18 protein-coding genes are annotated in these 19,519 nt (G+C 35.3%); 10 read left to right on the top strand and 8 right to left on the bottom strand.

Going from position 1 to position 19,519, the window contains the following annotated elements:
• Nucleotides 1-14: 14 nt before the first annotated feature.
• The 5 genes from rbsA to DKK70_RS11565 are packed head-to-tail and all read left to right on the top strand — an operon-like array spanning nucleotide 15 to nucleotide 5,371.
• Entirely contained in the window at nucleotides 15-1,517 is a 1,503-nt protein-coding gene (rbsA, locus tag DKK70_RS11585) for a ribose ABC transporter ATP-binding protein RbsA (protein WP_110434155.1), read from the top strand.
• Nucleotides 1,517-2,467 carry a ribose ABC transporter permease gene (gene rbsC, locus DKK70_RS11580; RefSeq protein ID WP_110434154.1) on the top strand — a complete coding sequence of 317 codons (951 nt, stop codon included), beginning with the start codon at nucleotides 1,517-1,519 and terminating at the stop codon, nucleotides 2,465-2,467. Before rbsA ends, rbsC begins: the two co-directional genes overlap by 1 nt.
• Before the next feature lie 31 nt (nucleotides 2,468-2,498).
• Entirely contained in the window at nucleotides 2,499-3,374 is an 876-nt protein-coding gene (gene rbsB, locus DKK70_RS11575; protein WP_110434153.1) for a ribose ABC transporter substrate-binding protein RbsB, read from the top strand.
• Nucleotides 3,375-3,422: 48 nt separating this feature from the next.
• On the top strand, nucleotides 3,423-4,352 hold the full coding sequence (gene rbsK / locus DKK70_RS11570; protein WP_110434152.1) for a ribokinase: 930 nt from the start codon (nucleotides 3,423-3,425) through the stop codon (nucleotides 4,350-4,352).
• A gap of 26 nt (nucleotides 4,353-4,378) precedes the next feature.
• Nucleotides 4,379-5,371: a substrate-binding domain-containing protein gene (locus DKK70_RS11565; RefSeq protein WP_110434151.1), complete on the top strand. Its 993-nt coding sequence runs from the start codon at nucleotides 4,379-4,381 to the stop codon at nucleotides 5,369-5,371.
• Between the two features lie 89 nt (nucleotides 5,372-5,460).
• On the opposite strand, the gene fis is transcribed toward DKK70_RS11565, so the two are convergent.
• Genes fis through DKK70_RS11540 form a run of 5 tightly spaced genes read right to left on the bottom strand, consistent with a single transcriptional unit; the run spans nucleotide 5,461 to nucleotide 9,340 of the window.
• Nucleotides 5,461-5,757, bottom strand: coding sequence for a DNA-binding transcriptional regulator Fis (gene fis / locus DKK70_RS11560; RefSeq protein WP_110434150.1), 297 nt, complete (start codon nucleotides 5,755-5,757; stop codon nucleotides 5,461-5,463).
• Nucleotides 5,758-5,773: 16 nt separating this feature from the next.
• Nucleotides 5,774-6,772, bottom strand: coding sequence for a tRNA dihydrouridine synthase DusB (dusB, locus tag DKK70_RS11555; protein WP_110434149.1), 999 nt, complete (start codon nucleotides 6,770-6,772; stop codon nucleotides 5,774-5,776).
• A 36-nt stretch (nucleotides 6,773-6,808) separates the two neighbouring features.
• Nucleotides 6,809-7,675: a 50S ribosomal protein L11 methyltransferase gene (gene prmA / locus DKK70_RS11550; protein WP_110434148.1), complete on the bottom strand. Its 867-nt coding sequence runs from the start codon at nucleotides 7,673-7,675 to the stop codon at nucleotides 6,809-6,811.
• Nucleotides 7,650-9,101, bottom strand: coding sequence for a sodium/pantothenate symporter (gene panF / locus DKK70_RS11545; protein WP_110434147.1), 1,452 nt, complete (start codon nucleotides 9,099-9,101; stop codon nucleotides 7,650-7,652). The genes prmA and panF overlap by 26 nt, the downstream gene beginning before the upstream one ends.
• 11 nt (nucleotides 9,102-9,112) lie before the next feature.
• A complete protein-coding gene (locus tag DKK70_RS11540; protein ID WP_110434305.1) occupies nucleotides 9,113-9,340 on the bottom strand; it encodes a YhdT family protein in 228 nt (75 codons plus the stop codon).
• 176 nt (nucleotides 9,341-9,516) lie between these two features.
• Between DKK70_RS11540 and ilvC the strand changes: the two genes are divergently transcribed.
• Both ilvC and DKK70_RS11530 read left to right on the top strand, forming a co-directional pair.
• Nucleotides 9,517-10,995, top strand: a complete 1,479-nt coding sequence (gene ilvC, locus DKK70_RS11535) for a ketol-acid reductoisomerase (RefSeq protein ID WP_110423872.1) — start codon at nucleotides 9,517-9,519, stop codon at nucleotides 10,993-10,995.
• Nucleotides 10,996-11,527: 532 nt separating this feature from the next.
• Entirely contained in the window at nucleotides 11,528-12,109 is a 582-nt protein-coding gene (locus DKK70_RS11530; protein WP_181415995.1) for a cell division protein ZapC, read from the top strand.
• A gap of 109 nt (nucleotides 12,110-12,218) precedes the next feature.
• On the opposite strand, the gene DKK70_RS11525 is transcribed toward DKK70_RS11530, so the two are convergent.
• The 3 genes from DKK70_RS11525 to DKK70_RS11515 form a co-directional block, all read right to left on the bottom strand.
• The gene (locus tag DKK70_RS11525; RefSeq protein ID WP_110434145.1) at nucleotides 12,219-13,799 is read right to left on the bottom strand and encodes a tetratricopeptide repeat protein; all 1,581 of its coding nucleotides are present in this window, start codon (nucleotides 13,797-13,799) and stop codon (nucleotides 12,219-12,221) included.
• 79 nt (nucleotides 13,800-13,878) lie between these two features.
• A complete protein-coding gene (locus DKK70_RS11520; protein ID WP_110434144.1) occupies nucleotides 13,879-14,982 on the bottom strand; it encodes a YcbX family protein in 1,104 nt (367 codons plus the stop codon).
• Between the two features lie 100 nt (nucleotides 14,983-15,082).
• Nucleotides 15,083-15,823, bottom strand: a complete 741-nt coding sequence (locus DKK70_RS11515) for a GntR family transcriptional regulator (RefSeq protein ID WP_110434143.1) — start codon at nucleotides 15,821-15,823, stop codon at nucleotides 15,083-15,085.
• A 326-nt stretch (nucleotides 15,824-16,149) separates the two neighbouring features.
• Between DKK70_RS11515 and DKK70_RS11510 the strand changes: the two genes are divergently transcribed.
• Genes DKK70_RS11510 through DKK70_RS11500 form a run of 3 tightly spaced genes read left to right on the top strand, consistent with a single transcriptional unit; the run spans nucleotide 16,150 to nucleotide 19,514 of the window.
• Complete coding sequence (locus tag DKK70_RS11510) at nucleotides 16,150-17,601, top strand: PTS mannitol transporter subunit IICB (protein WP_110434142.1); 1,452 nt, start codon at nucleotides 16,150-16,152, stop codon at nucleotides 17,599-17,601.
• Nucleotides 17,602-17,657: 56 nt separating this feature from the next.
• A complete protein-coding gene (locus DKK70_RS11505; protein ID WP_110434141.1) occupies nucleotides 17,658-18,683 on the top strand; it encodes a zinc-dependent alcohol dehydrogenase in 1,026 nt (341 codons plus the stop codon).
• 33 nt (nucleotides 18,684-18,716) lie between these two features.
• On the top strand, nucleotides 18,717-19,514 hold the full coding sequence (locus tag DKK70_RS11500; RefSeq protein WP_110434140.1) for a transketolase: 798 nt from the start codon (nucleotides 18,717-18,719) through the stop codon (nucleotides 19,512-19,514).
• The last annotated feature ends 5 nt before the right edge of the window (nucleotides 19,515-19,519 follow it).

Here is a 19,519-nt window from a genome sequence, read left to right as displayed (position 1 = left end):
ATAATGGGAATTTTATGAGTGATATTTTGTTACAACTTACTGATATATCTAAATCTTTTCCCGGTGTTAAAGCGCTTTCAGGTGCTAATTTGACCGTTAAAGCCGGTCAAGTTATGGCTTTAATTGGTGAAAATGGCGCAGGTAAATCTACGTTAATGAAAGTACTCACTGGAATATATACAAAAGATACTGGTGAAATTATTTATCAAGGTAATAAAGTTAACTTCAATGGCCCCAAAGCTTCACAATTAGCGGGAATAGGTATAATTCACCAAGAATTGAATTTAATACCGCAATTATCCATCGCCGAAAATATCTTTTTAGGTCGAGAATTTATCAACAAATTTGGCTGTATTGATTGGCAAAAGACCTATGCTGAAGCTGATAAATTATTAGCACAATTGCATTTGAGCTATAACAGTCGAAGATTGATTAGTGAATTATCTATTGGTGAACAGCAAATGGTTGAAATTGCTAAAGTGTTAAGTTTTGATTCCAAAGTTATCATTATGGATGAACCAACCGATGCTCTCACCGATACAGAAACCGCTTCATTATTTGAAGTCATTAATAAACTTAAAAAACAAAATTGTGGCATTGTCTATATCTCTCATCGCCTAAAAGAGATCTTTGAAATTTGCGATGCAGTGACCGTATTACGTGATGGTCAATTTGTAGGTGAAAAGAAAATTTCGCAATTGGATGAAGATAGTTTAATTGAGATGATGGTTGGTCGTAAACTTGAAGAACAATATCCACGCATTGCGATGGATCGAGGAGATATCACGTTACAGGTTAATCATCTTATTGGTGATGGTGTAAATGATGTTAGTTTTTCTCTTCATGCCGGTGAAATATTAGGTATCTCTGGTCTTATGGGGGCAGGACGTACTGAGTTGATGAAGATGATTTATGGCGCAAATCCCGCTAAATCAGGAACAATAACTTTAAATGGCAAAGCGATTAAAACGCGTTCGCCAAAAGATGGTTTAATGAACGGCATTGTTTATATCTCTGAAGATCGTAAAAGAGATGGATTAATTTTAGGCATGTCAGTTAAAGATAATATGACACTCAATTCACTTGGTTATTTTGTCAATCAATTTAAACAATTAAAACTAAAAAATGAACGACAAGCGGTTGATGACTATGTGGGATTATTCAATATTAAAACTCCATCAATTAATCAAACTATAGGGCTATTATCAGGTGGTAATCAACAAAAAGTCGCTATTGCTAAAGGATTAATGACTCGTCCAAGCATATTAATTCTCGATGAACCGACCAGAGGCGTTGATGTTGGCGCTAAAAAGGAAATTTATCAACTTATCAATCAATTCAAACAACAAGGGTTAAGTGTCATCTTAGTTTCATCTGACATGCCCGAAATTCTTGGCATGAGTGACCGTATTTTGGTTATTTATGAGGGAAAAATAACCGGCGATTTTACTATTAATGAAGCAACACAAGAAAAACTTATGGCGGCTGCCGTAGGAAAAAATACAGGAGAAATCTGATGCTGCAAAATAAAACGCTCAAAAACGTATTAGTTGAGCAGAAGTCATTAATAACGTTACTAGTATTAATCCTAATCGTTTCTTGTTTAAGTGATAATTTTTTCACGTTAAATAACATTTTTAATATTTTGCAGCAAACGTCAATCAACGCCATTATTGCGGTTGGAATGACCTTAGTCATTTTAACATCCGGTATTGATCTTGCTGTTGGCTCGATATTTGCACTAGCCGGTGCAGTGACGGCATCGATGATTGGTGCTGACATTTCCCCATTTATTGCTATATGTGCTGCTTTAATTTTAAGTGCAATATTGGGGGCCTTTTCAGGCGTCATTATTGCGAAAGGAAAGCTTCAAGCTTTTATTGCAACATTAGTGATGATGTTAATCCTACGTGGTGCAACACAGGTATATACCAAAGGAAGTCCAATTTCGACCGGTACTAATGATAATTCCGAAATGTTTGAATGGATCGCATTTGGTCGAGTATTCGGTATTCCTGTTCCAATTATCATTATGATTATTGTGTTTGCCGCAGCATGGTATTTATTGAAATATACCCGTTTAGGTCGCTATATTTATGCTCTTGGTGGTAATGAATCCGCAACACAATTATCAGGTATCAATGTTGATAAAGTAAAAATTATTGTTTATGCAATGAGTGGTTTGCTGTGTGCTGTTGCCAGTACGATTGAGGTTTCAAGGTTGTCCTCAGCTCAACCTACAGCCGGAACCGGCTACGAGATGGATGCAATTGCTGCTGTAGTGCTTGGCGGCACCAGTATGTCAGGAGGGCGCGGTAAAATTATCGGAACCCTAATTGGAGCGTTAATTCTAGGCTTTTTGAATAATGGCTTAAATATGTTAGGGGTCGATGCTTATTATCAAATGATAGTCAAAGGGGTAGTTATATTACTCGCGGTTTTAGTCGATAAAAAAACTAATAAGTAATTTTTTAAACAAAAGTAACTAGGAGAAAGTTATGAGATTAAATAAGTACATTGCTATATTAATAAGTTTTTTATTTGTCTTTCATGCTTCGGCAAAAGAGAATATTGCTTTAGTAATATCCACGCTAAACAATCCATTTTTTGTTACTTTAAAAGAGGGAGCGGTAAAAAAAGCTAATGAACTAGGTTACGATTTAGTAGTGTTAGATTCCCAAAATAATCCCGCCAAAGAGTTGGCAAATGTTGAAGATACAATTGTTAAAGGTACCAAGATTATTTTAATTAATCCGACAGACTCGGAAGCCGTTGGTAACGCTGTTTTAGCGGCTAACAAGGCAAATATTCCCGTTATTACCCTTGACCGTGGTTCAGTTAAAGGTGAGGTGGTTAGTCATATAGCATCAGACAATGTGGCTGGTGGTAAAATGGCCGGTGATTTTATTGTTAGTCAGTTAGGTAAACAGGCAAAAGTCATTCAACTACAAGGAATTGTTGGTACTTCAGCTTCACGTGAAAGAGGTGAAGGATTTAATCAGTCACAACAAGAAAATAATTTTACCATTTTAACAGCACAACCTGCGGATTTTGACCGAGCTAAAGGTATGAACGTTATGCAAAATTTATTGACGGCTTATCCTGCTGTTCAAGCTGTTTTTGCAGAAAATGATGAAATGGCATTAGGGGCAATGCGAGCGATTCAAACCGCTGGTCGAACTGATATTATGGTCGTAGGGTTCGATGGTACCGATGATGGCATCAAATCTGTAGAACGCGGTAAATTAGCAGCAACTGTGGCACAACAACCTGAAAAAATTGGCGCAATTGGGATCGAAATTGCCGATAAAGTTATAAAAGGTGAAAAAGTTAGTCCAAGTATCCCTGTAGAGTTAAAATTAATTAGTAAATAGATTAGATTAGGACGTGCTAAGCGTCCTACTTAATTAGGAATGAGATAAATGAAACGCAAAAAATTGATTGTATTAGGTAGTGTTAATGTTGATCATATATTAAATGTTCCTAAGTTTCCGAAACCGGGTGAAACATTATCAGGATCCAACTATAAAATTTCTTTTGGTGGTAAAGGAGCCAATCAAGCTGTTGCAGCTGGTCGATTGGGTGCCAATATTCAGTTTATTGCCGCGGTCGGAAATGATGAACTAGGTAACAAAATTAAACAACTGCTTAACAACGATAATATTAATACCTGTTCAGTAGCTTGTATTGATGGGCAAAATACTGGGGTCGCTTTGATTTTAGTAAATGCGCAAGGTGAAAATCAAATTGCTATCCATGCCGGTGCGAATGCACAAGTTACAACAGAGTATTTACTCAAATATAAAGAAGATATTATCAGTGCTGATGCCATTTTAATGCAACTGGAAACACCGTTGCCAACAATTGAACAAGCTGCAAAATTGGCTAAACAACATCAGACGCAAGTCATCTTAAATCCAGCGCCTGCGCAAACATTATCAGATGATTTACTGAAACACATTGATATTATTACCCCTAATGAAACAGAAGCTGAATACTTAACCGGTATTAAAATCTTAACGGAGCAAGATGCTGAGCAAGCGGCGATGATTTTACATAACAAAGGTATCGAAACGGTTATTATTACTTTAGGCAGTAAAGGTGCCTGGGTAAGCTCGGCACAGCGAGGCACAATCATTGCTGGATTTAAAGTCAAAGCAATTGATACTATTGGTGCCGGGGATACCTTCAATGGTATGCTAGTTACCGCGTTATTAGAAGGTAAAACCTTAGAACAAGCGGTTATATATGCCCATGCAGCTGGTGCATTATCAGTAACGAAACCGGGCGCTCAAACAGCAGTACCATTTCGAAATGAAGTAGAAGAGTTTCTTGAACAACAAAGTAAATAGCAACAAAGTATATAGGTAGATTCAACTTGGCAACTATGAAGGATGTCGCTAATTTCGCGAAGGTATCGACATCAACAGTCTCTCATGTGATTAATAATGACCGCTATGTTAGTCCTGCTGTTCGCGAAAAAGTGGAATTGGCAATTAAACAACTTGATTATACACCATCAGCCATTGCTCGAAGTTTAAAAAGTAATAAAACATTTACTATCGGTATGGTAGTCACAACAAGTAATAACCCTTTCTTCTCCGAAGTAGTGCAGGGCGTTGAGCGATGCTGTTATAGGCTCGGTTATAATTTGATACTCTGTCATACCGAAGGTGACCATCAACGAATGCTAACTAATATTGAACATTTATTGCAAAAACGTGTTGATGGTTTACTAACAATGTGTACTGAAACGCAACCAATCCCACAACAGATATTTACTAAATATCCTAAACTTGCCATAGTTATGGTGGACTGGGCATCATTTAGTGACCACTGTGACATGATAAAGGATAATTCTCTATATGGTGCTACTTTAGCCACCAATTATCTCATTGAACAAAATTATAAGCGGATCGCTTGTATTACGGGGCCATTGAATAATACCCAATCTCAATTGCGTTTAAAAGGCTTTAGAAATGCTTTGCAGGCCGCTAATATAACCATACTTGACGGTTATGAAGTTCAAGGAGATTTCCACTTTTCATCAGGCGTGGTGGCTATGCAGCAATTATTAGATTTGCCAATTCCACCGCAAGCGGTATTTTGTTTTAATGATGCTATGGCGATTGGTGCTTACCAAACTCTATATCGAAACGGTTTTGAAGTAGGCAAGGATATTGCTATTATTGGTTATGATGATATTGAAATTGCCCAATACATGACTCCTTCTTTGACAACTATCCACCAACCGAAAGAAGAATTAGGTCAGTTAGCGGTTGAGACTTTACTGAATCGTATTCAAAATCCTCAAGAGTCACGACAAATATTAACTTTGATTCCTACGTTAATTAAGCGCTTTTCAGCATAAATAACAACTATTTGATAATTGAGAACAAAAAAAGCGCCCTCTCAAATAGGCGCTTTTAAATAATTCAATAATATGGTTTGCGATTTAAACTAACTCATTCCATATTGTTTTAATTTTTTGCGTAAAGTACCACGGTTGATACCAAGCATATTTGCTGCTCGGGTTTGATTGCCACGAGTATATTGCATAACCATATCAAGGAATGGGTGTTCAACTTCAGCTAACACTAATTCGTATAGATCAGTAGGATCTTCACCATTTAATTGGGCTAAATAGTTTCTTAAAGCTTGTTTTACTGAGTCTCGCAAAGGTTTTTGTGTTATTTGGTCTTGAGAGTTTACAGTTGTAAATTTAAGTGCTGCAGCTGTAACGCGTTGTTCTGACATAGTATTTTTAACTCTTTTATCTGTTTCTAATTTGACTAAAAAATGCTTTTAGTGTTTTTACTTGCTCACTTGTATTGCTAAGTACACTAAATAAGCGCCTGAATTGATCACTATCAGCATAGTTCTTGGTATACCAATTTACATGCTTTCTGGCAATCCGTAATCCTTTGTATTCTCCATAAAATTGATAAAGATCTTCAAGGTGGGTTAACACTATTTGTTCTACTTCATCAATTGTCTTATTTTTCTTTAACTGTCCGTGTGCTAAATAGAATGCAATTTCTTCAAATATCCAAGGTCGCCCCTGTGCCGCTCGGCCGATCATTATACCATCAGCTTGCGTATATTTGAAAACATCTTTTGCTTGTTCAGGGGTACAAATATCACCATTAGCAATGACAGGAATAGTTACCTTTTCTTTCACTGCTTTTATTGAGTCATATTCGACTTCTCCATTGAATAAGCATGCACGAGTTCGCCCATGAATAGTAATAGCCTTTACGCCACAATCCTGTGCAATTTGTGCGATTTCAATGCAATTTCTATTATTTTTATTCCATCCAGTCCGAGTTTTTAGTGTTACTGGTACATCTACTGAGCCAACAACTTTTTGCAAAATAGTTTTTATCAAATCTGGATGCTGCATCAATGCAGAACCAGCTAGTTTCTTATTCACTTTTTTAGCAGGGCATCCCATATTAACATCAATTAACTGAGCTCCATGTTTAACATTAAACTCGGCAGCTCTAGCCATTTCATCTGGGTCTGAACCAACGATTTGCACCGCGCGGATACCGACATCATCACTAGAAATCATTCTTAATGTTGATTTATCCGTATGCCATATATCAGAGTTAGCTAAAAACATTTCAGAAACAGTCATTCCTGCGCCAAAGCGATGACATAAATTTCTAAATGGTTTATCACTTATACCTGCCATTGGCGCAGCAATTAAATTGTTTTTTAATGTGACCTTGCCAATGTTAAGCGAATTAAGGCCGGCTATATTACGCATTTTTTCTCGAAGTTAAAAGGGGGTAATGTTAAATTTTTATTTTTTTTTACCCGTTATTCGACACCACTCTTCCTGTTCAATAACTGGATCGAGTTCAAACTGAGTTTTATACGCTTCACATACACTTTGAGATTGATTAGCTAAAATACCCGATAATCCTAACTTTCCATCCGTTTTTACCAGCTTACTAATTTGAGGCGCAAGCTCTTTTAACGGACCGGCTAATATGTTTGCGATAACAACATCAGCTTGTAAATTGTCTGGGAGATCTTGAGCTAAATATAACTCAATTTTTTGACTTACATTATTACGTTCAGCATTGTCACGGCTAGCTTGGATCGCTTGAGGATCAATATCGATCCCAATGACTCGCTCCGCACCCAATTTTAGTGCCGCAATGGCTAAAATACCCGAGCCACAACCATAATCGATCACAATCTTATTGTTAAGATCGAGGCTATCTAACCAAGTTAAACATAATGCGGTAGTAGGGTGGGTGCCAGTACCAAATGCTAGTCCTGGATCTAACATCACATTGACCGCATTCGGATCTGGTATATCTCGCCAGCTAGGACATATCCATAATCTTTTTCCGAACTGCATTGGATGAAAGTTATCCATCCATTCTCGTTCCCAGTCTTTATCTTCTAACTGTTCTATTTTATAAGAATATTGATCAAGATTTAATATTGCTTGTAATTCGGCAATATCGGTTTGAGCATCATAGAGTCCGACAACGTCGGTATTTCCCCAAAGTTTGGTTTCACCCGGTAGAGGTTCAAAAACAGGGTTATCATATGTGTCTTGAAAAGTGACCGATACCGCACCTGATTCTTCTAACTGTTCGCTGATTTGTTCAGCTAAATCATTGGTAGTGTTAATTCTGAGTTGAATCCAAGGCATATTTTTTTCCTGTTTGGCCAAATAGATTGGCGATGATAAATACAACTAATCCGATCAGTAACGATGGTACGATTGGATGGAACGCATAGATTTTAATGTTATAAATAGCCAGAATAGTATAGCTTGTTGCGCCAGCCAACATTGAGCAAAGGGCGCCGGTGGAATTTGCTTTTTTCCAATATAATCCAAGCACCAATGGCCATAAGAATACGGCTTCAAGTCCACCGAAAGCTAGCAAGTTAAGCCAGATGATCATTTCCGGTGGTTTCCATGCAGCTAAAATTAATAATCCACCAAAGAAATAGGTAATAGTGACTGATAATCTTGTTAGTAGCTTATCACTAAATTTAGTATTTGGTCTCATCGATAGGAAGAGATCTTTAATAATAACCGATGATACTTGCAGTAATTGGGCATTGATCGTTGACATTATAGCGGAAAGCGGAGCAGCTAAAAAGATCCCTGCAGCTAAAGGCGGCATAACTTTTATTATTAATGTTGGTACAATTTGATCGGGAATAGTTAAATCGCTGATTATGGCTCGGCCAAGCGCGCCAGATAAATGCATAGTCAACATGATGATCGTCACCACCGCGGTACCAATAATAATCCCTCGGTGTACCGCTTTACTGTCTTTATAAGCCATACAACGAACGGCTGTATGCGGCAAACCGACAACACCAAAACAGACTAAAACCCAGAATGAAGCCATAAAAGGAAAATCCATAAAGTTATCAGGACCTTGTGGCGTCAATAGAGCAGGATCAATAGCATATAAACGGTCAACTATATTGGTAATTCCTCCGCCAGCGTAAATAATGGCAACTAAAAGTAGAATAGCGCCAATAATCATAACTAAGCCTTGGAAGGCATCATTTAAAATACTGGCTCTAAATCCACCAAAAGCCGTATAGATGACGGTGCCTAAACCAAAAATAATTAATCCATTGTCATACGGTATACCGACGGATGATTCTAATAAACGGGCTCCCCCTACAAATTGTACCGTCATCGCACCAATAAAAGCTGTAATTAATGCAATACTTGCAAACCATACAATCACCTTACTTTTATAGTGAGAATAGAGCATATCACTTAAGGTTATTGCATTGTATTTACGTGCTAAAATGGCGAATTTTTTTCCTAAAATACCAAGTGAAAGTAAAACAGTAGGAACTTGGATCATTGATAGAAGCACCCAACCAAGGCCATATTTATAAGCGGCACCTGGTCCACCAATAAATGAACTGGCACTAATGTAAGTCGCGGCTAAAGTCATCGCCAATAAAAAACCGCCCATGGTGCGGTTACCAATAAAATAGTCAGTAAATTGATTTACTTTTTTCCGTTTTGCATATGCATATATTGATAACGCAAAGACGAATATAAGATAAATAATAAGCGGAAGAATAATATCTAATTGCATGATTAAATTGCCTATTCTAGTGGTATATTTTTAAATTGTTTTTTTACCACGATGTAACATAACAAGATAAAACCCAATGGCACCATTATACATGACAATTCAAACCATAATGGTAAGCCTATAAAGCCTGTTTGATCTTTTACGGTATAAGCACTGATTATCCATGCAGCAAAATAGATCAAAGTGAGTAACAATGAAAGCTTTGCTTCTTTATTAGCCTGCTTGTAACGTCTATCCATATTAAATAAAGGGTTAATTAAATTGGGTGGCTTAGAGTAAAAGAAACCATTTAACTTGGCAAGTGTATTGCAATTTATGCAATATAATATTTTAAATATATCAATTTCCGCAATTATGATTTTACGATATAGTGCTAACAACTTGATTATAAATAATTCAACTCATGGAGAGAATGATGTCTAACTATTTCAATACATTAAATTTACGCGAAAAATTAGAACAATTAGGTCAATGTCGTTTTATGGCGCGTGATGAATTTGCTTCTGAAGCTAATTTTTTAAAAGGCAAAAAGATTGTGATTGTCGGTTGTGGTGCTCAAGGTCTTAACCAAGGTCTAAATATGCGTGATTCTGGTTTAGATATTGCTTATGCATTACGTAAAGAAGCGATTGCCGAAAAGAGAGCATCTTGGAAAAAAGCAACAGAAAATGGCTTTAAAGTAGGAACTTATGAAGAGTTGATTCCGACCGCAGATTTAGTTATCAATCTTACGCCGGATAAGCAACATTCAGCAGTAGTTCAAGCCGTTCAACCATTAATGAAAAAAGGTGCGGCTCTAGGCTATTCACATGGTTTTAATATTGTTGAAGTTGGTGAAAAAATTCGACCAGATATTACGGTTGTTATGGTTGCACCAAAATGTCCGGGAACTGAAGTTCGTGAAGAGTATAAACGCGGCTTTGGGGTACCAACTTTGATCGCCGTCCATCCTGAAAATGATCCGCAAGGTGAAGGATTAGCCATTGCTAAAGCATGGGCAGCTGCTACAGGGGGGCATAGAGCGGGCGTCTTACAATCTTCATTTGTTGCTGAAGTTAAATCGGATCTTATGGGTGAACAAACGATCTTATGTGGTATGTTACAGACAGGATCATTGCTCTGCTTTGATAAACTTGTTGCTGATGGTGTTGATCCTGCATATGCATGTAAATTATTACAATTCGGTTGGGAAACGATCACCGAAGCATTAAAACAAGGTGGTATTACCTTAATGATGGATCGTTTATCTAATCCAGCTAAATTACGTGCCAATGCCTTAGCGAAAGAATTAAAAGTGATCATGACAGATCTTTATCGTAAACATATGGACGATATCATTTCTGGTGAATTCTCATCAACCATGATGAAAGATTGGGCTAACGATGATGTTAACTTATTAAAATGGCGTAAAGAGACAGGTGAAACAGCCTTTGAAAAAGCGGCTGAATATCAAGGTAAGATCGACGAACAAGCTTATTTTGATCAAGGTGTTGTTATGGTTGCTATGGTTAAAGCTGGTGTGGAACTTGCGTTTGAAACCATGCTTGAATCTGGTATTCTACCTGAATCAGCTTATTATGAATCACTACATGAATTGCCACTTATCGCCAATACCATTGCCCGTAAACGTTTATATGAAATGAATGTAGTTATTTCTGACACAGCTGAATACGGTAACTATTTATTTGCTAACGCTGCAGTTCCGTTATTAAAAGAGAAATTTATGCCAATGTTACAAGCCGGTGATTTAGGTAAAGCTATTCCTGAAGGTAGCGTGGATAATGCTCAATTACGTGATGTAAATGAAGCTATTCGCCATCACCCAATTGAGATCGTAGGTCGTAAACTTCGTAGCTATATGACGGATATGAAACGAATTAATGTGGCGAGCTAATTAATTATTTAGTCGGAAAAAGGTGCCTATTGGCACCTTTTTTTATACTTAATATGGCTTGCGTTTGGTTATATTTTTCCGCGATCTTAGTTTTATTGAATTATTAAGGTTTATTGGCAATAATAATTGGGGAATCACTACTGCTTCACCATCTTTTAGTCCAGTTAAGCTCTTCATAATCATAATTCATAATCCCAATCCCAATCCCAATCCCAATCCCAATGGTTAAATAGACAATAATCATTCTGTTTAATTAATTGTTGTTGCAGATAAATATCATATCCAACTTAATCACCAGATATCGCAGTTCTAGCGGCGTTAAGATCATTTAGGTTATCGGCAAGCTAAGATTTGATCCAAGAAGATCGAAAATGATCCAACTTAGATCATTGGGATCATTTCTAAATTTTGATAAAACTTTTAAAAATTAAACAATTAAATTTTTGTTATTTTATTTTTTTATTTATTTTTTTTGTTTGCTATGTTATATTTGCTCAAATTTAATTCAATTAAGGTAAGGATAAAAATATCAATGAAAATGGCTTTTCGACCAACTGATAGCTGGCGTTGGTATTTTGACAATGAATATGATAGTTTAATGCTTGAAATTTCATCAGAAATATTATTTCGATGTAATTACGCAAGTAAAATTCTCATACCAGATGTTTTTGGCGAATTCCCTTTTTCTGTCGATGATGCAACAGCTTACTATCTATTTTATGATAGTTGCCAACCTTTACTCTTAAGCGATTCAAAAAAAATTGAATTATCAATTAATGCAGTGGTAGCCTCGAATTTTTTAAAACCACAAATGCCTAAAAGCTGGTATTTTTCTCAGCAACCTAGACTTTATAACCCTAAAGTTGCCGATATTGTCGAAGTGAACTTACAAGAAACCGGTCAAAAAGTTAATTTACTGGTCGTTGAAGCGGGTGAAAACGCCTCTTTGTGTGTTATTGCCGAAAGAACGTTCGTTGCTATGAACAAAACTTTCTATTTTTCCGAAGCGATTAAAGTGATGAATGATAGATTAGCGTTAGCGAAACAGTTCATAAAAAACGAAAATTCGGTGAGTTTAGATGATAACCATATAGAATTAAAAGCGATTTCTTAATTAATAGAGTTTTATTCTAAATGAGTAGCAAGTTCCTGCTCATTTATAAATCTATTCTTTTTAACTTAACTATTACATTTTATAAGATCATTCTACTTTCAATTTGCTATTATCCAGAAAAGTCTATATGGCTTTTTTGACGCTTCAAACGTAATATCATTTCAGCTGATAATTGACCTTGTTTAGCTGCTTTTTCAAGTAAATCAATTCCTATATCATACAATGTTTTATATTCAATAAACATAGAACCTATTTCGTACTGAGCCTGCTTATCACCATTATCTAATGCGCGTTGTAATTGAGGGTCTTGTCTTAATCTATTTAAAGCAGTACAACTTCCCCTTGTATATTCAACTTGTTCATCGAAGCAGTATCTTTGATGCCAGTAAATTGCTTTGTCATAATTTTTAGTTACATAATCGCCTTTTATATACATTTCGTATAATGTTTGTTTAGATGAAAAACTACCTGCATTTGCAGCTGCTTCTAACCAATAAATTTTTTGATCAAGATTTGAATCATAGTCATACTTAGAAGCAATCTTTTCCATGATTTTAGGGCTTTTAACATAATGAAAGAATAATTCAGGGTTATTATCAGCAGCATATGAATAGTAATAAATTGCAGCTAAATCCTTGTTATGTGAGTCATACCATTTACCAATAGCTATGGCGATTTCAGGATCAGGTGTATCTTTATCAAATTTTTCTAATAAAGGGTAAAGATCACTACTTCTTGAAAGATCGCGCCGCAGTTTATATATTTCACATGCACGTGAAGAAGATAATGAGCAAGCTTGATTAAAATACATCAAAGCTTGATTTAGCTTTGTTTCGTTTACATAATATTGGCTCAAATAAAGTATGGATGTTATATCGCCTCGTGAAGCATTCTCATGAATATCTTCAAGGATCTTTTTATCAATTACTTGGTTTTCATATTTATAATCGTCTTCACTAAAATTGTGTTTATCATCTAATAAAACCTCAATTAGCTCTTCAATCTTAGCATAAGCAATAAAATAGGATAAAGATGGATCATCAATATCTTTAGCATCAACAAATTGCTGTAATGCGCTAGTTGGATCAATAAGTGGATCGGTAAGATAGTCTTGCCCAATTAAAAACGATATATATGGATTAATATTTATCTTATTATCTGTTTTTAACCGTTTAATTAAATTAATGATATAACTGTTTGGTATTTTATCTGAATCTTTTAAATCTATTAATAATCGAACAGCGTTTAAATCACCATTCAGGATTGCTATTCGAATTAGTGATAATCCTTTATCGACTAATTTAGGTTTAATAAAATAATTAATGTCTGCAAAACCTACTTTTTTACATTTATATGCTAAGGATTCATTAAATTCTTTATCTTCATCATAATCGTTATAATAGATATTTTCGGTGAGAACAAAATTATCATACCAACTAGATACTAAGTCATTAATTTTATATAGTTTATAGCAATTTTTAGGATTAAAATTATGCGCTAATTCAATATAACTCATTCCTAAACTTGTAAGATAGGTTAGATGGGTTGAATTGCCTTCTGTTAATTCTTTAATAACTTTTCCTTCTTTGCCGCTCTTTATATCATCAAATACCATTTTATAATGATCCAATGGCAGTGCAGATGCAGAGAGTAAACCTAAAAATATAAATAATATTATTTTTCCAAACATCCATTGTAACCTAATATTAATCTTGTAATTTTAATAAATTAAATCAGTTATCTATTGATCATATCTAATTCTAGCTTTATTACTGTTTTTTCAGTTCTATCGTGATATCTCCTTTCGGGATACAACTACAGGTTAGAATACGGCTATCTTGATTAATCACTGATTGAGTTAATGATTTTACCTTGCCTTTCTTTAATAACACTGAGCAACGGCCACATACACCAGCCCGACAAGAATTAGGCAGTGAGATATGATGTTGTTCAAGTTGTTCTAAAATCGTCTGTTGATTATTGCCGGTAATTTTTTTATTTCCGAAAGTAATGATACAAGGTTGCGAGTCTTTTAATGTATCTTTAGGGAAGTTTTTTAAATAATTTTTAGCGGGTTGCCGTTCAAGAACCTCTATTTTATCACCAACAGATACCGTGCCATGATTTCGAGCTAGCATATTCATGCCAAAATCGAGTTTACCATCTGGATCAGCTCTAAAATAACTTAAAGTTCTTAAAGGTTCATTATTAGGTAATGCCATGGCGGAGTTAACATTAAATGTGGTTAATACACAACGAGTACAAGGTTTAACGATATCAAAAATAACGTCACCAATTTTGATGGTTTTCCATCCATCTTCAGCAAAAGGTAGTGCTCCTTCAATAATAATATTGCCACGAAATTGCCGAATGTCTAATTTTTCAGGACATTGCTGTTCAAGATAATTGTATGAAGCTAGATTCAATAACAAATATGGATAACCATCAGCAAAGCTAACAGGTACATCGGGATAGCGCTTAGTTCTTCGACTCAATTGTTTACCGGTCCACCGTAGTTGCACATCTTTTTGCAGAAATTGGCTAAAAAATTGATTAACTTTAATTGGCGCAATATGTGAGGTGAAGTGATTTCCCCAAACTTCAGTTGCTTCGTTACTCAATGAGAACTCATCAAAATTAATCATTATTGACTCATTAGTTGGTAACGAAACCTGAATTTGATTATCAATTATTGCGGTTTTCAGTTTTAAAAGGTCTGGATATTGCCTTGCTGTAATAAATCTTCCATCCGGTTCACTTATCATTAAAATACGGTCAAATTCAAAACCACCATCTATACTCTCGGCATGAGTTAACGCAATACCTTGCATTGATTTAATTGGATAGATAAAGAGTTGGTTAACGGTAATCATATAGTTAAGTATTCAATTAGTTCTCGAAAATTATATAGTTTAATTATTAGTAATTTATATATCTAAACACCAGACTGGACAAATGCTTCACTCAGCAATTTTATAATCGTCGTTCAATTATATTTTGTATAGGATGATATTCAGCTTTTATAAAAGAAATATTGTGCTCACAAGGCGTATCATCCTCAAGATAAGTGACTTCCTCAAGTTTTAATAATGCGGTATTTTTTGCCACATTTAATGCGTTCTCAATCATTTCATCATCGACATTTACTGCCATGATATTTTGAATGCGTTTTTTTACTTTTTTTCCAGTACTTTCTTCAATATAGCCAAATTTAGATATCTCTAATTGACTAAATTGAAACTGATCAAACAAATTTGTTGGTATTAGGGTAAATTCGAGAGACACTGGAATATTATCAAAAAACATTAATCTCTCAATTTTATAAACAAAATCGCTTCTTTTTAATTTGAGTAAATTGGCCAATTCTTCACTAGGAACAGGAACAATACTTGCTGAGAGTACTTTTCTCGATCCTTTATAACCCTGTTTTTTAGCTTGATAATCGAAATGTGAAATAACATTGAATTTACCGGTTAAATTAATATTTCGTTCAGATGAACCAACATGTAATCCTGACTTTCTAACACGATAAACCAAACCTTCTTCTAACAAATGTCTTGTCGCTTCTCTAACTGTGGTACGGGTTACATCTAAAATCTTGGCAATATTAACTTCAGTATCAATTTTTTCACCGGTAGATAAGTTTTTCTCTTCAATTAGGTTAGTAATGTAATTGATAACTTTTAATTGTTTAATTGTTATGTTACCACTCATTTTTATTCCTCATTTTCTCGATTAGTTACCATTTTCATTTAATTAACTACAAATAGCAATATTTCAACTATATAAAACAGTGATCAGATTATTAAGTTGTTATTGATGGTCAATGTGCTTTATGTCCTGCAAATAAATTTAACCTCCTATTAAATAGATCTGAAAATATGTCTATTCATAAAATTAATGGCTAAAATGTGATTTAGTTAACACTTTGAATAAAAATATATATACATATTTTGTTTATTAAATATTATTGACTCACTACTTATATGAGTAGTCATATTAAATATGAGTGTATGTTTTATTTTTTAAGGAATTTTACTATGGATAAGAAACTATCATTGAGAGCTAAAATTCAAAGTTTTGGTGGATTTCTCACGGCTATGGTTATACCAAATATTGGCGCTTTCATGGCTTGGGGATTTATTACCGCACTTTTTATTCCTGCAGGTTGGTTACCTAACGAACAACTAGGCAGTTTAGTTAGCCCTATGATTACTTATATGTTACCGATGCTGGTAGGTTATACCGGTGGTGACATGGTTGGAGGTAAACGCGGTGCAATAATTGGTACTGTCGGTACCATGGGGATTGTAGTTGGTTCAGATATACCTATGTTATTAGGTGCAATGGCGATGGGACCTTTAGGGGGCTATTGCAGTAAACAGCTGGATAAATTATTAGAAAATCGTTTACCTAATGGCTTTGAAAACATCATTCAAAATTTTGCATTAGGTTTCTTAGGAATGGGATTAGCAATTTTAGGTTATTATTTTATTGGCCCATTCATGCTATCTATCACCAATATCATTGCCGCCGCAATAGACGGATTATTGCAAACTGGCTATTTAGCTTCTCTTGCCTTACTAATTGAACCAACGAGAGTACTATTCCTCAATAATGCTATCGATCAGGCAATATTCTATCAGTTAGGGATGAAGGATGCTTTAGTTAACGGATCTTCGGTTTACTTCATGGTATTTGCCAGCCCAGGCCCTGGATTAGGACTACTATTAGCATTCTGCTTTTTCGGTAAAGGTATGAGTAAAAAATCGGCACCAGCAGCTACTATTATTCATTTCTTTGGTGGTATTCATGAAATGTATTTCCCATATGTTTATATGCGTCCTCTAATGATTTTCCCACTTATGTTAGGTTCGGCTGCGGGAATTATGGTTTTCTCACTTATGAATGCCGGATTAGTTGCCGGTGCAACACCAGGATCAATTTTTGCTTTCTTAGCACTTACTCCTCCAGGCAAGCATCTAGCAACAATATGTGGTATAGGTGCCGCTGCGGCAGTTTCATTTATTGGTTGTAGTTTGTTACTTAAAATCAGTCCAATCACTGAAAAAGATGAAGATTTCTCTAATTCAAAACAAGAGGTCATTAATACTAAAACGGAAGGAAGTAATAAAGCTTATTTAAAAGCCAAAGCTGACATTTCATTATCAAATCAATCTCATGAACAAGAACTTGATCTAAAAAACATTCAATTCATTGCTTTTGCTTGTGACGCCGGAGCGGGTTCAAGTGCGCTAGGTGCATCAAGATTTAAAAAACTCTTGAAGGAAAATGGTGTTGATAAAGAGATTATTGTGAAGCATTTTTCAATCGAAAATGTGCCGCAAGAAGCTGATCTGGTCGTCATTCAAGAACGTTTGGTTGAAAGAGCAAGCCATACAGTTAAACAACCAATTGTAAGTATTAAAAACTACATTGGAGATCCGAAATTAGATCAATTAATCAACGATATAAAACAAGCTCTCTCTTAATATGACCCTATTTAATTGAAAAAAGAATTTTATAACTTTTAATAAAGAGACAAAACATGAAAGCAGTGAAAATAACTGATATTAAAAAAACAGACATCATTGAGCTTCCTGAACCCTCACTCAATGATGGAAATGCAGTCGTTAAAATTGAATATGGTGGTATCTGTGGTTCAGATACCCACTTCTATCTGGGAATGCATCCCTCATTGAAGCCACCAACAAACTTTATTCAAGGCCATGAAGCGGTTGGAGTTATTACCAAAGTAAGTCCTAATACTAAAGGATTTTCAGTTGGTGATCACGTGGCAATCAATCCACTTGTTGGCTGTGGGGAATGTGTTAACTGTGTTAATGGACATCCTAATATTTGTCGTGTAAATCGCCGTGTAATGGGATTTAGATTAGATGGGACTTTAGCGCAATATATCACCATAGATCTTGATCATTTAGTCAAATTAGACAATAACATCGATCTTAAAATAGCCGCAACATTTGAACCTTTGGCGGTCGGTTACCATGCAGTTACGCTTCTAGAAAATATAGATTTAAATAATTATCCAATCATTATTACTGGTGGTGGCACTATCGGTGTAGTGACCGGCTTGGTTTTAAAACATCTTCATAATCTAAAACCAATTATCATTGAAACCAATCAAGCTCGAGTTAAATTACTTAATGAACTTGGTTTCACGGTGAAAAATAATATCTCTGAAGTCGATATTTTAAATTCAAAAATTAGACCAATCATTTTTGAATGCTCGGGGGTTAGAAAGGTATTTGATGAAATTATTGATTCTCAACGAAAACCTGAATATTTAGTGCTTATCGCCCAATATGCTAAAGGAAATAGCGTAAATCTTCATGAATTACAATCATCAGAAATAACCGTTATCTCCAGTCATATGTATACACCGGAAGATCTTATTAATACGGCTAAATTACTAAATCGAAAAGAAGTTCAAACCGACTTATCTCAAATTATTTATGAAAAAGTATTTTCATTAGAAGATGCCGATAAAGCCTTTCAACAAGCTATATCGGGAAATCTTGATGGCAAACTTAAAGTGCTTATTAAATGTTGAGCTTGATTATGGAACAGAACAAGTGAGGAAATAATGAATATTGAACAGTTAAAAATTTCAGCAAAACAAGCCAGACGTGATATTGTCACTATGATATATCGTTCAGGGGCAGGTCACCCTGGTGGGGCATTATCAATAACCGATATCATGACCTACCTTTATCACAATGAAATTAATTTCAACCAAAGTCCGCGAGCTCGGCTGGTGATGAGTAAAGGTCACGCGGTTGCTATTCAGTACGCATTACTTAAACAATTAGGTTTTATTAAAGATGAAGAAATGAGTACTTTTCGTAATTTAAATTCTCGTCTGCAAGGGCATCCTAATATCAAAACGGTCCCACAACTTGATGCAAATACAGGTTTATTAGGCCAAGGTTTGTCAATTGCATTGGGAATGGCTGCCGCCAAAAAACTCAATAATGATCCTAATAAAGTTTATGCCATCATTGGTGATGGTGAAATGCATGAAGGACAAATTTGGGAAGCGCTACAACAAGCCGCTCACATGCAAATGGATAATTTAGTTGCGGTTATTGATTACAACAAATTATCGTCTCATGACGAGGTAAATTCAGTATGTAGATTGGAGCCATTGGCTGACAAATTACGAGTTTTTGGTTGGCACGTAATTGAATTAACCGACGGTAATGATATGCAACAAGTTGTCGATGGTTTTGCTTTGGCGCGTCATTATAAAGGAAAACCGATAGCTATTTTAGCACACACCATTAAAGGGAAAGGGGTTAGTTTTATGGAAAATAATGGTGATTGGCATTCTAAAACACCAACTGATGTTGAATATAAACAAGCTATGGAGGATTTACAATGACAGAA

Origin of the sequence: Gilliamella apicola, from assembly GCF_003202655.1 — a bacterium.
GTDB lineage: Bacteria > Pseudomonadota > Gammaproteobacteria > Enterobacterales > Orbaceae > Gilliamella > Gilliamella apicola_R.
This window is presented reverse-complemented; position numbering and strand designations above follow the sequence as displayed.

What these genes read in the sequence shown, in the direction of transcription:
- rbsA (WP_110434155.1), top strand. Translation starts at nt 15, where the DNA reads ATGAGTGATATTTTGTTACAACTTACTGATATATCTAAATCTTTTCCC.
- rbsC (WP_110434154.1), top strand. Translation starts at nt 1,517, where the DNA reads ATGCTGCAAAATAAAACGCTCAAAAACGTATTAGTTGAGCAGAAGTCA.
- rbsB (WP_110434153.1), top strand. Translation starts at nt 2,499, where the DNA reads ATGAGATTAAATAAGTACATTGCTATATTAATAAGTTTTTTATTTGTC.
- rbsK (WP_110434152.1), top strand. Translation starts at nt 3,423, where the DNA reads ATGAAACGCAAAAAATTGATTGTATTAGGTAGTGTTAATGTTGATCAT.
- fis (WP_110434150.1), bottom strand. Translation starts at nt 5,757, where the DNA reads ATGTCAGAACAACGCGTTACAGCTGCAGCACTTAAATTTACAACTGTA.
- dusB (WP_110434149.1), bottom strand. Translation starts at nt 6,772, where the DNA reads ATGCGTAATATAGCCGGCCTTAATTCGCTTAACATTGGCAAGGTCACA.
- prmA (WP_110434148.1), bottom strand. Translation starts at nt 7,675, where the DNA reads ATGCCTTGGATTCAACTCAGAATTAACACTACCAATGATTTAGCTGAA.
- panF (WP_110434147.1), bottom strand. Translation starts at nt 9,101, where the DNA reads ATGCAATTAGATATTATTCTTCCGCTTATTATTTATCTTATATTCGTC.
- DKK70_RS11540 (WP_110434305.1), bottom strand. Translation starts at nt 9,340, where the DNA reads ATGGATAGACGTTACAAGCAGGCTAATAAAGAAGCAAAGCTTTCATTG.
- ilvC (WP_110423872.1), top strand. Translation starts at nt 9,517, where the DNA reads ATGTCTAACTATTTCAATACATTAAATTTACGCGAAAAATTAGAACAA.
- DKK70_RS11530 (WP_181415995.1), top strand. Translation starts at nt 11,528, where the DNA reads ATGAAAATGGCTTTTCGACCAACTGATAGCTGGCGTTGGTATTTTGAC.
- DKK70_RS11525 (WP_110434145.1), bottom strand. Translation starts at nt 13,799, where the DNA reads ATGTTTGGAAAAATAATATTATTTATATTTTTAGGTTTACTCTCTGCA.
- DKK70_RS11520 (WP_110434144.1), bottom strand. Translation starts at nt 14,982, where the DNA reads ATGATTACCGTTAACCAACTCTTTATCTATCCAATTAAATCAATGCAA.
- DKK70_RS11515 (WP_110434143.1), bottom strand. Translation starts at nt 15,823, where the DNA reads ATGAGTGGTAACATAACAATTAAACAATTAAAAGTTATCAATTACATT.
- DKK70_RS11510 (WP_110434142.1), top strand. Translation starts at nt 16,150, where the DNA reads ATGGATAAGAAACTATCATTGAGAGCTAAAATTCAAAGTTTTGGTGGA.
- DKK70_RS11505 (WP_110434141.1), top strand. Translation starts at nt 17,658, where the DNA reads ATGAAAGCAGTGAAAATAACTGATATTAAAAAAACAGACATCATTGAG.
- DKK70_RS11500 (WP_110434140.1), top strand. Translation starts at nt 18,717, where the DNA reads ATGAATATTGAACAGTTAAAAATTTCAGCAAAACAAGCCAGACGTGAT.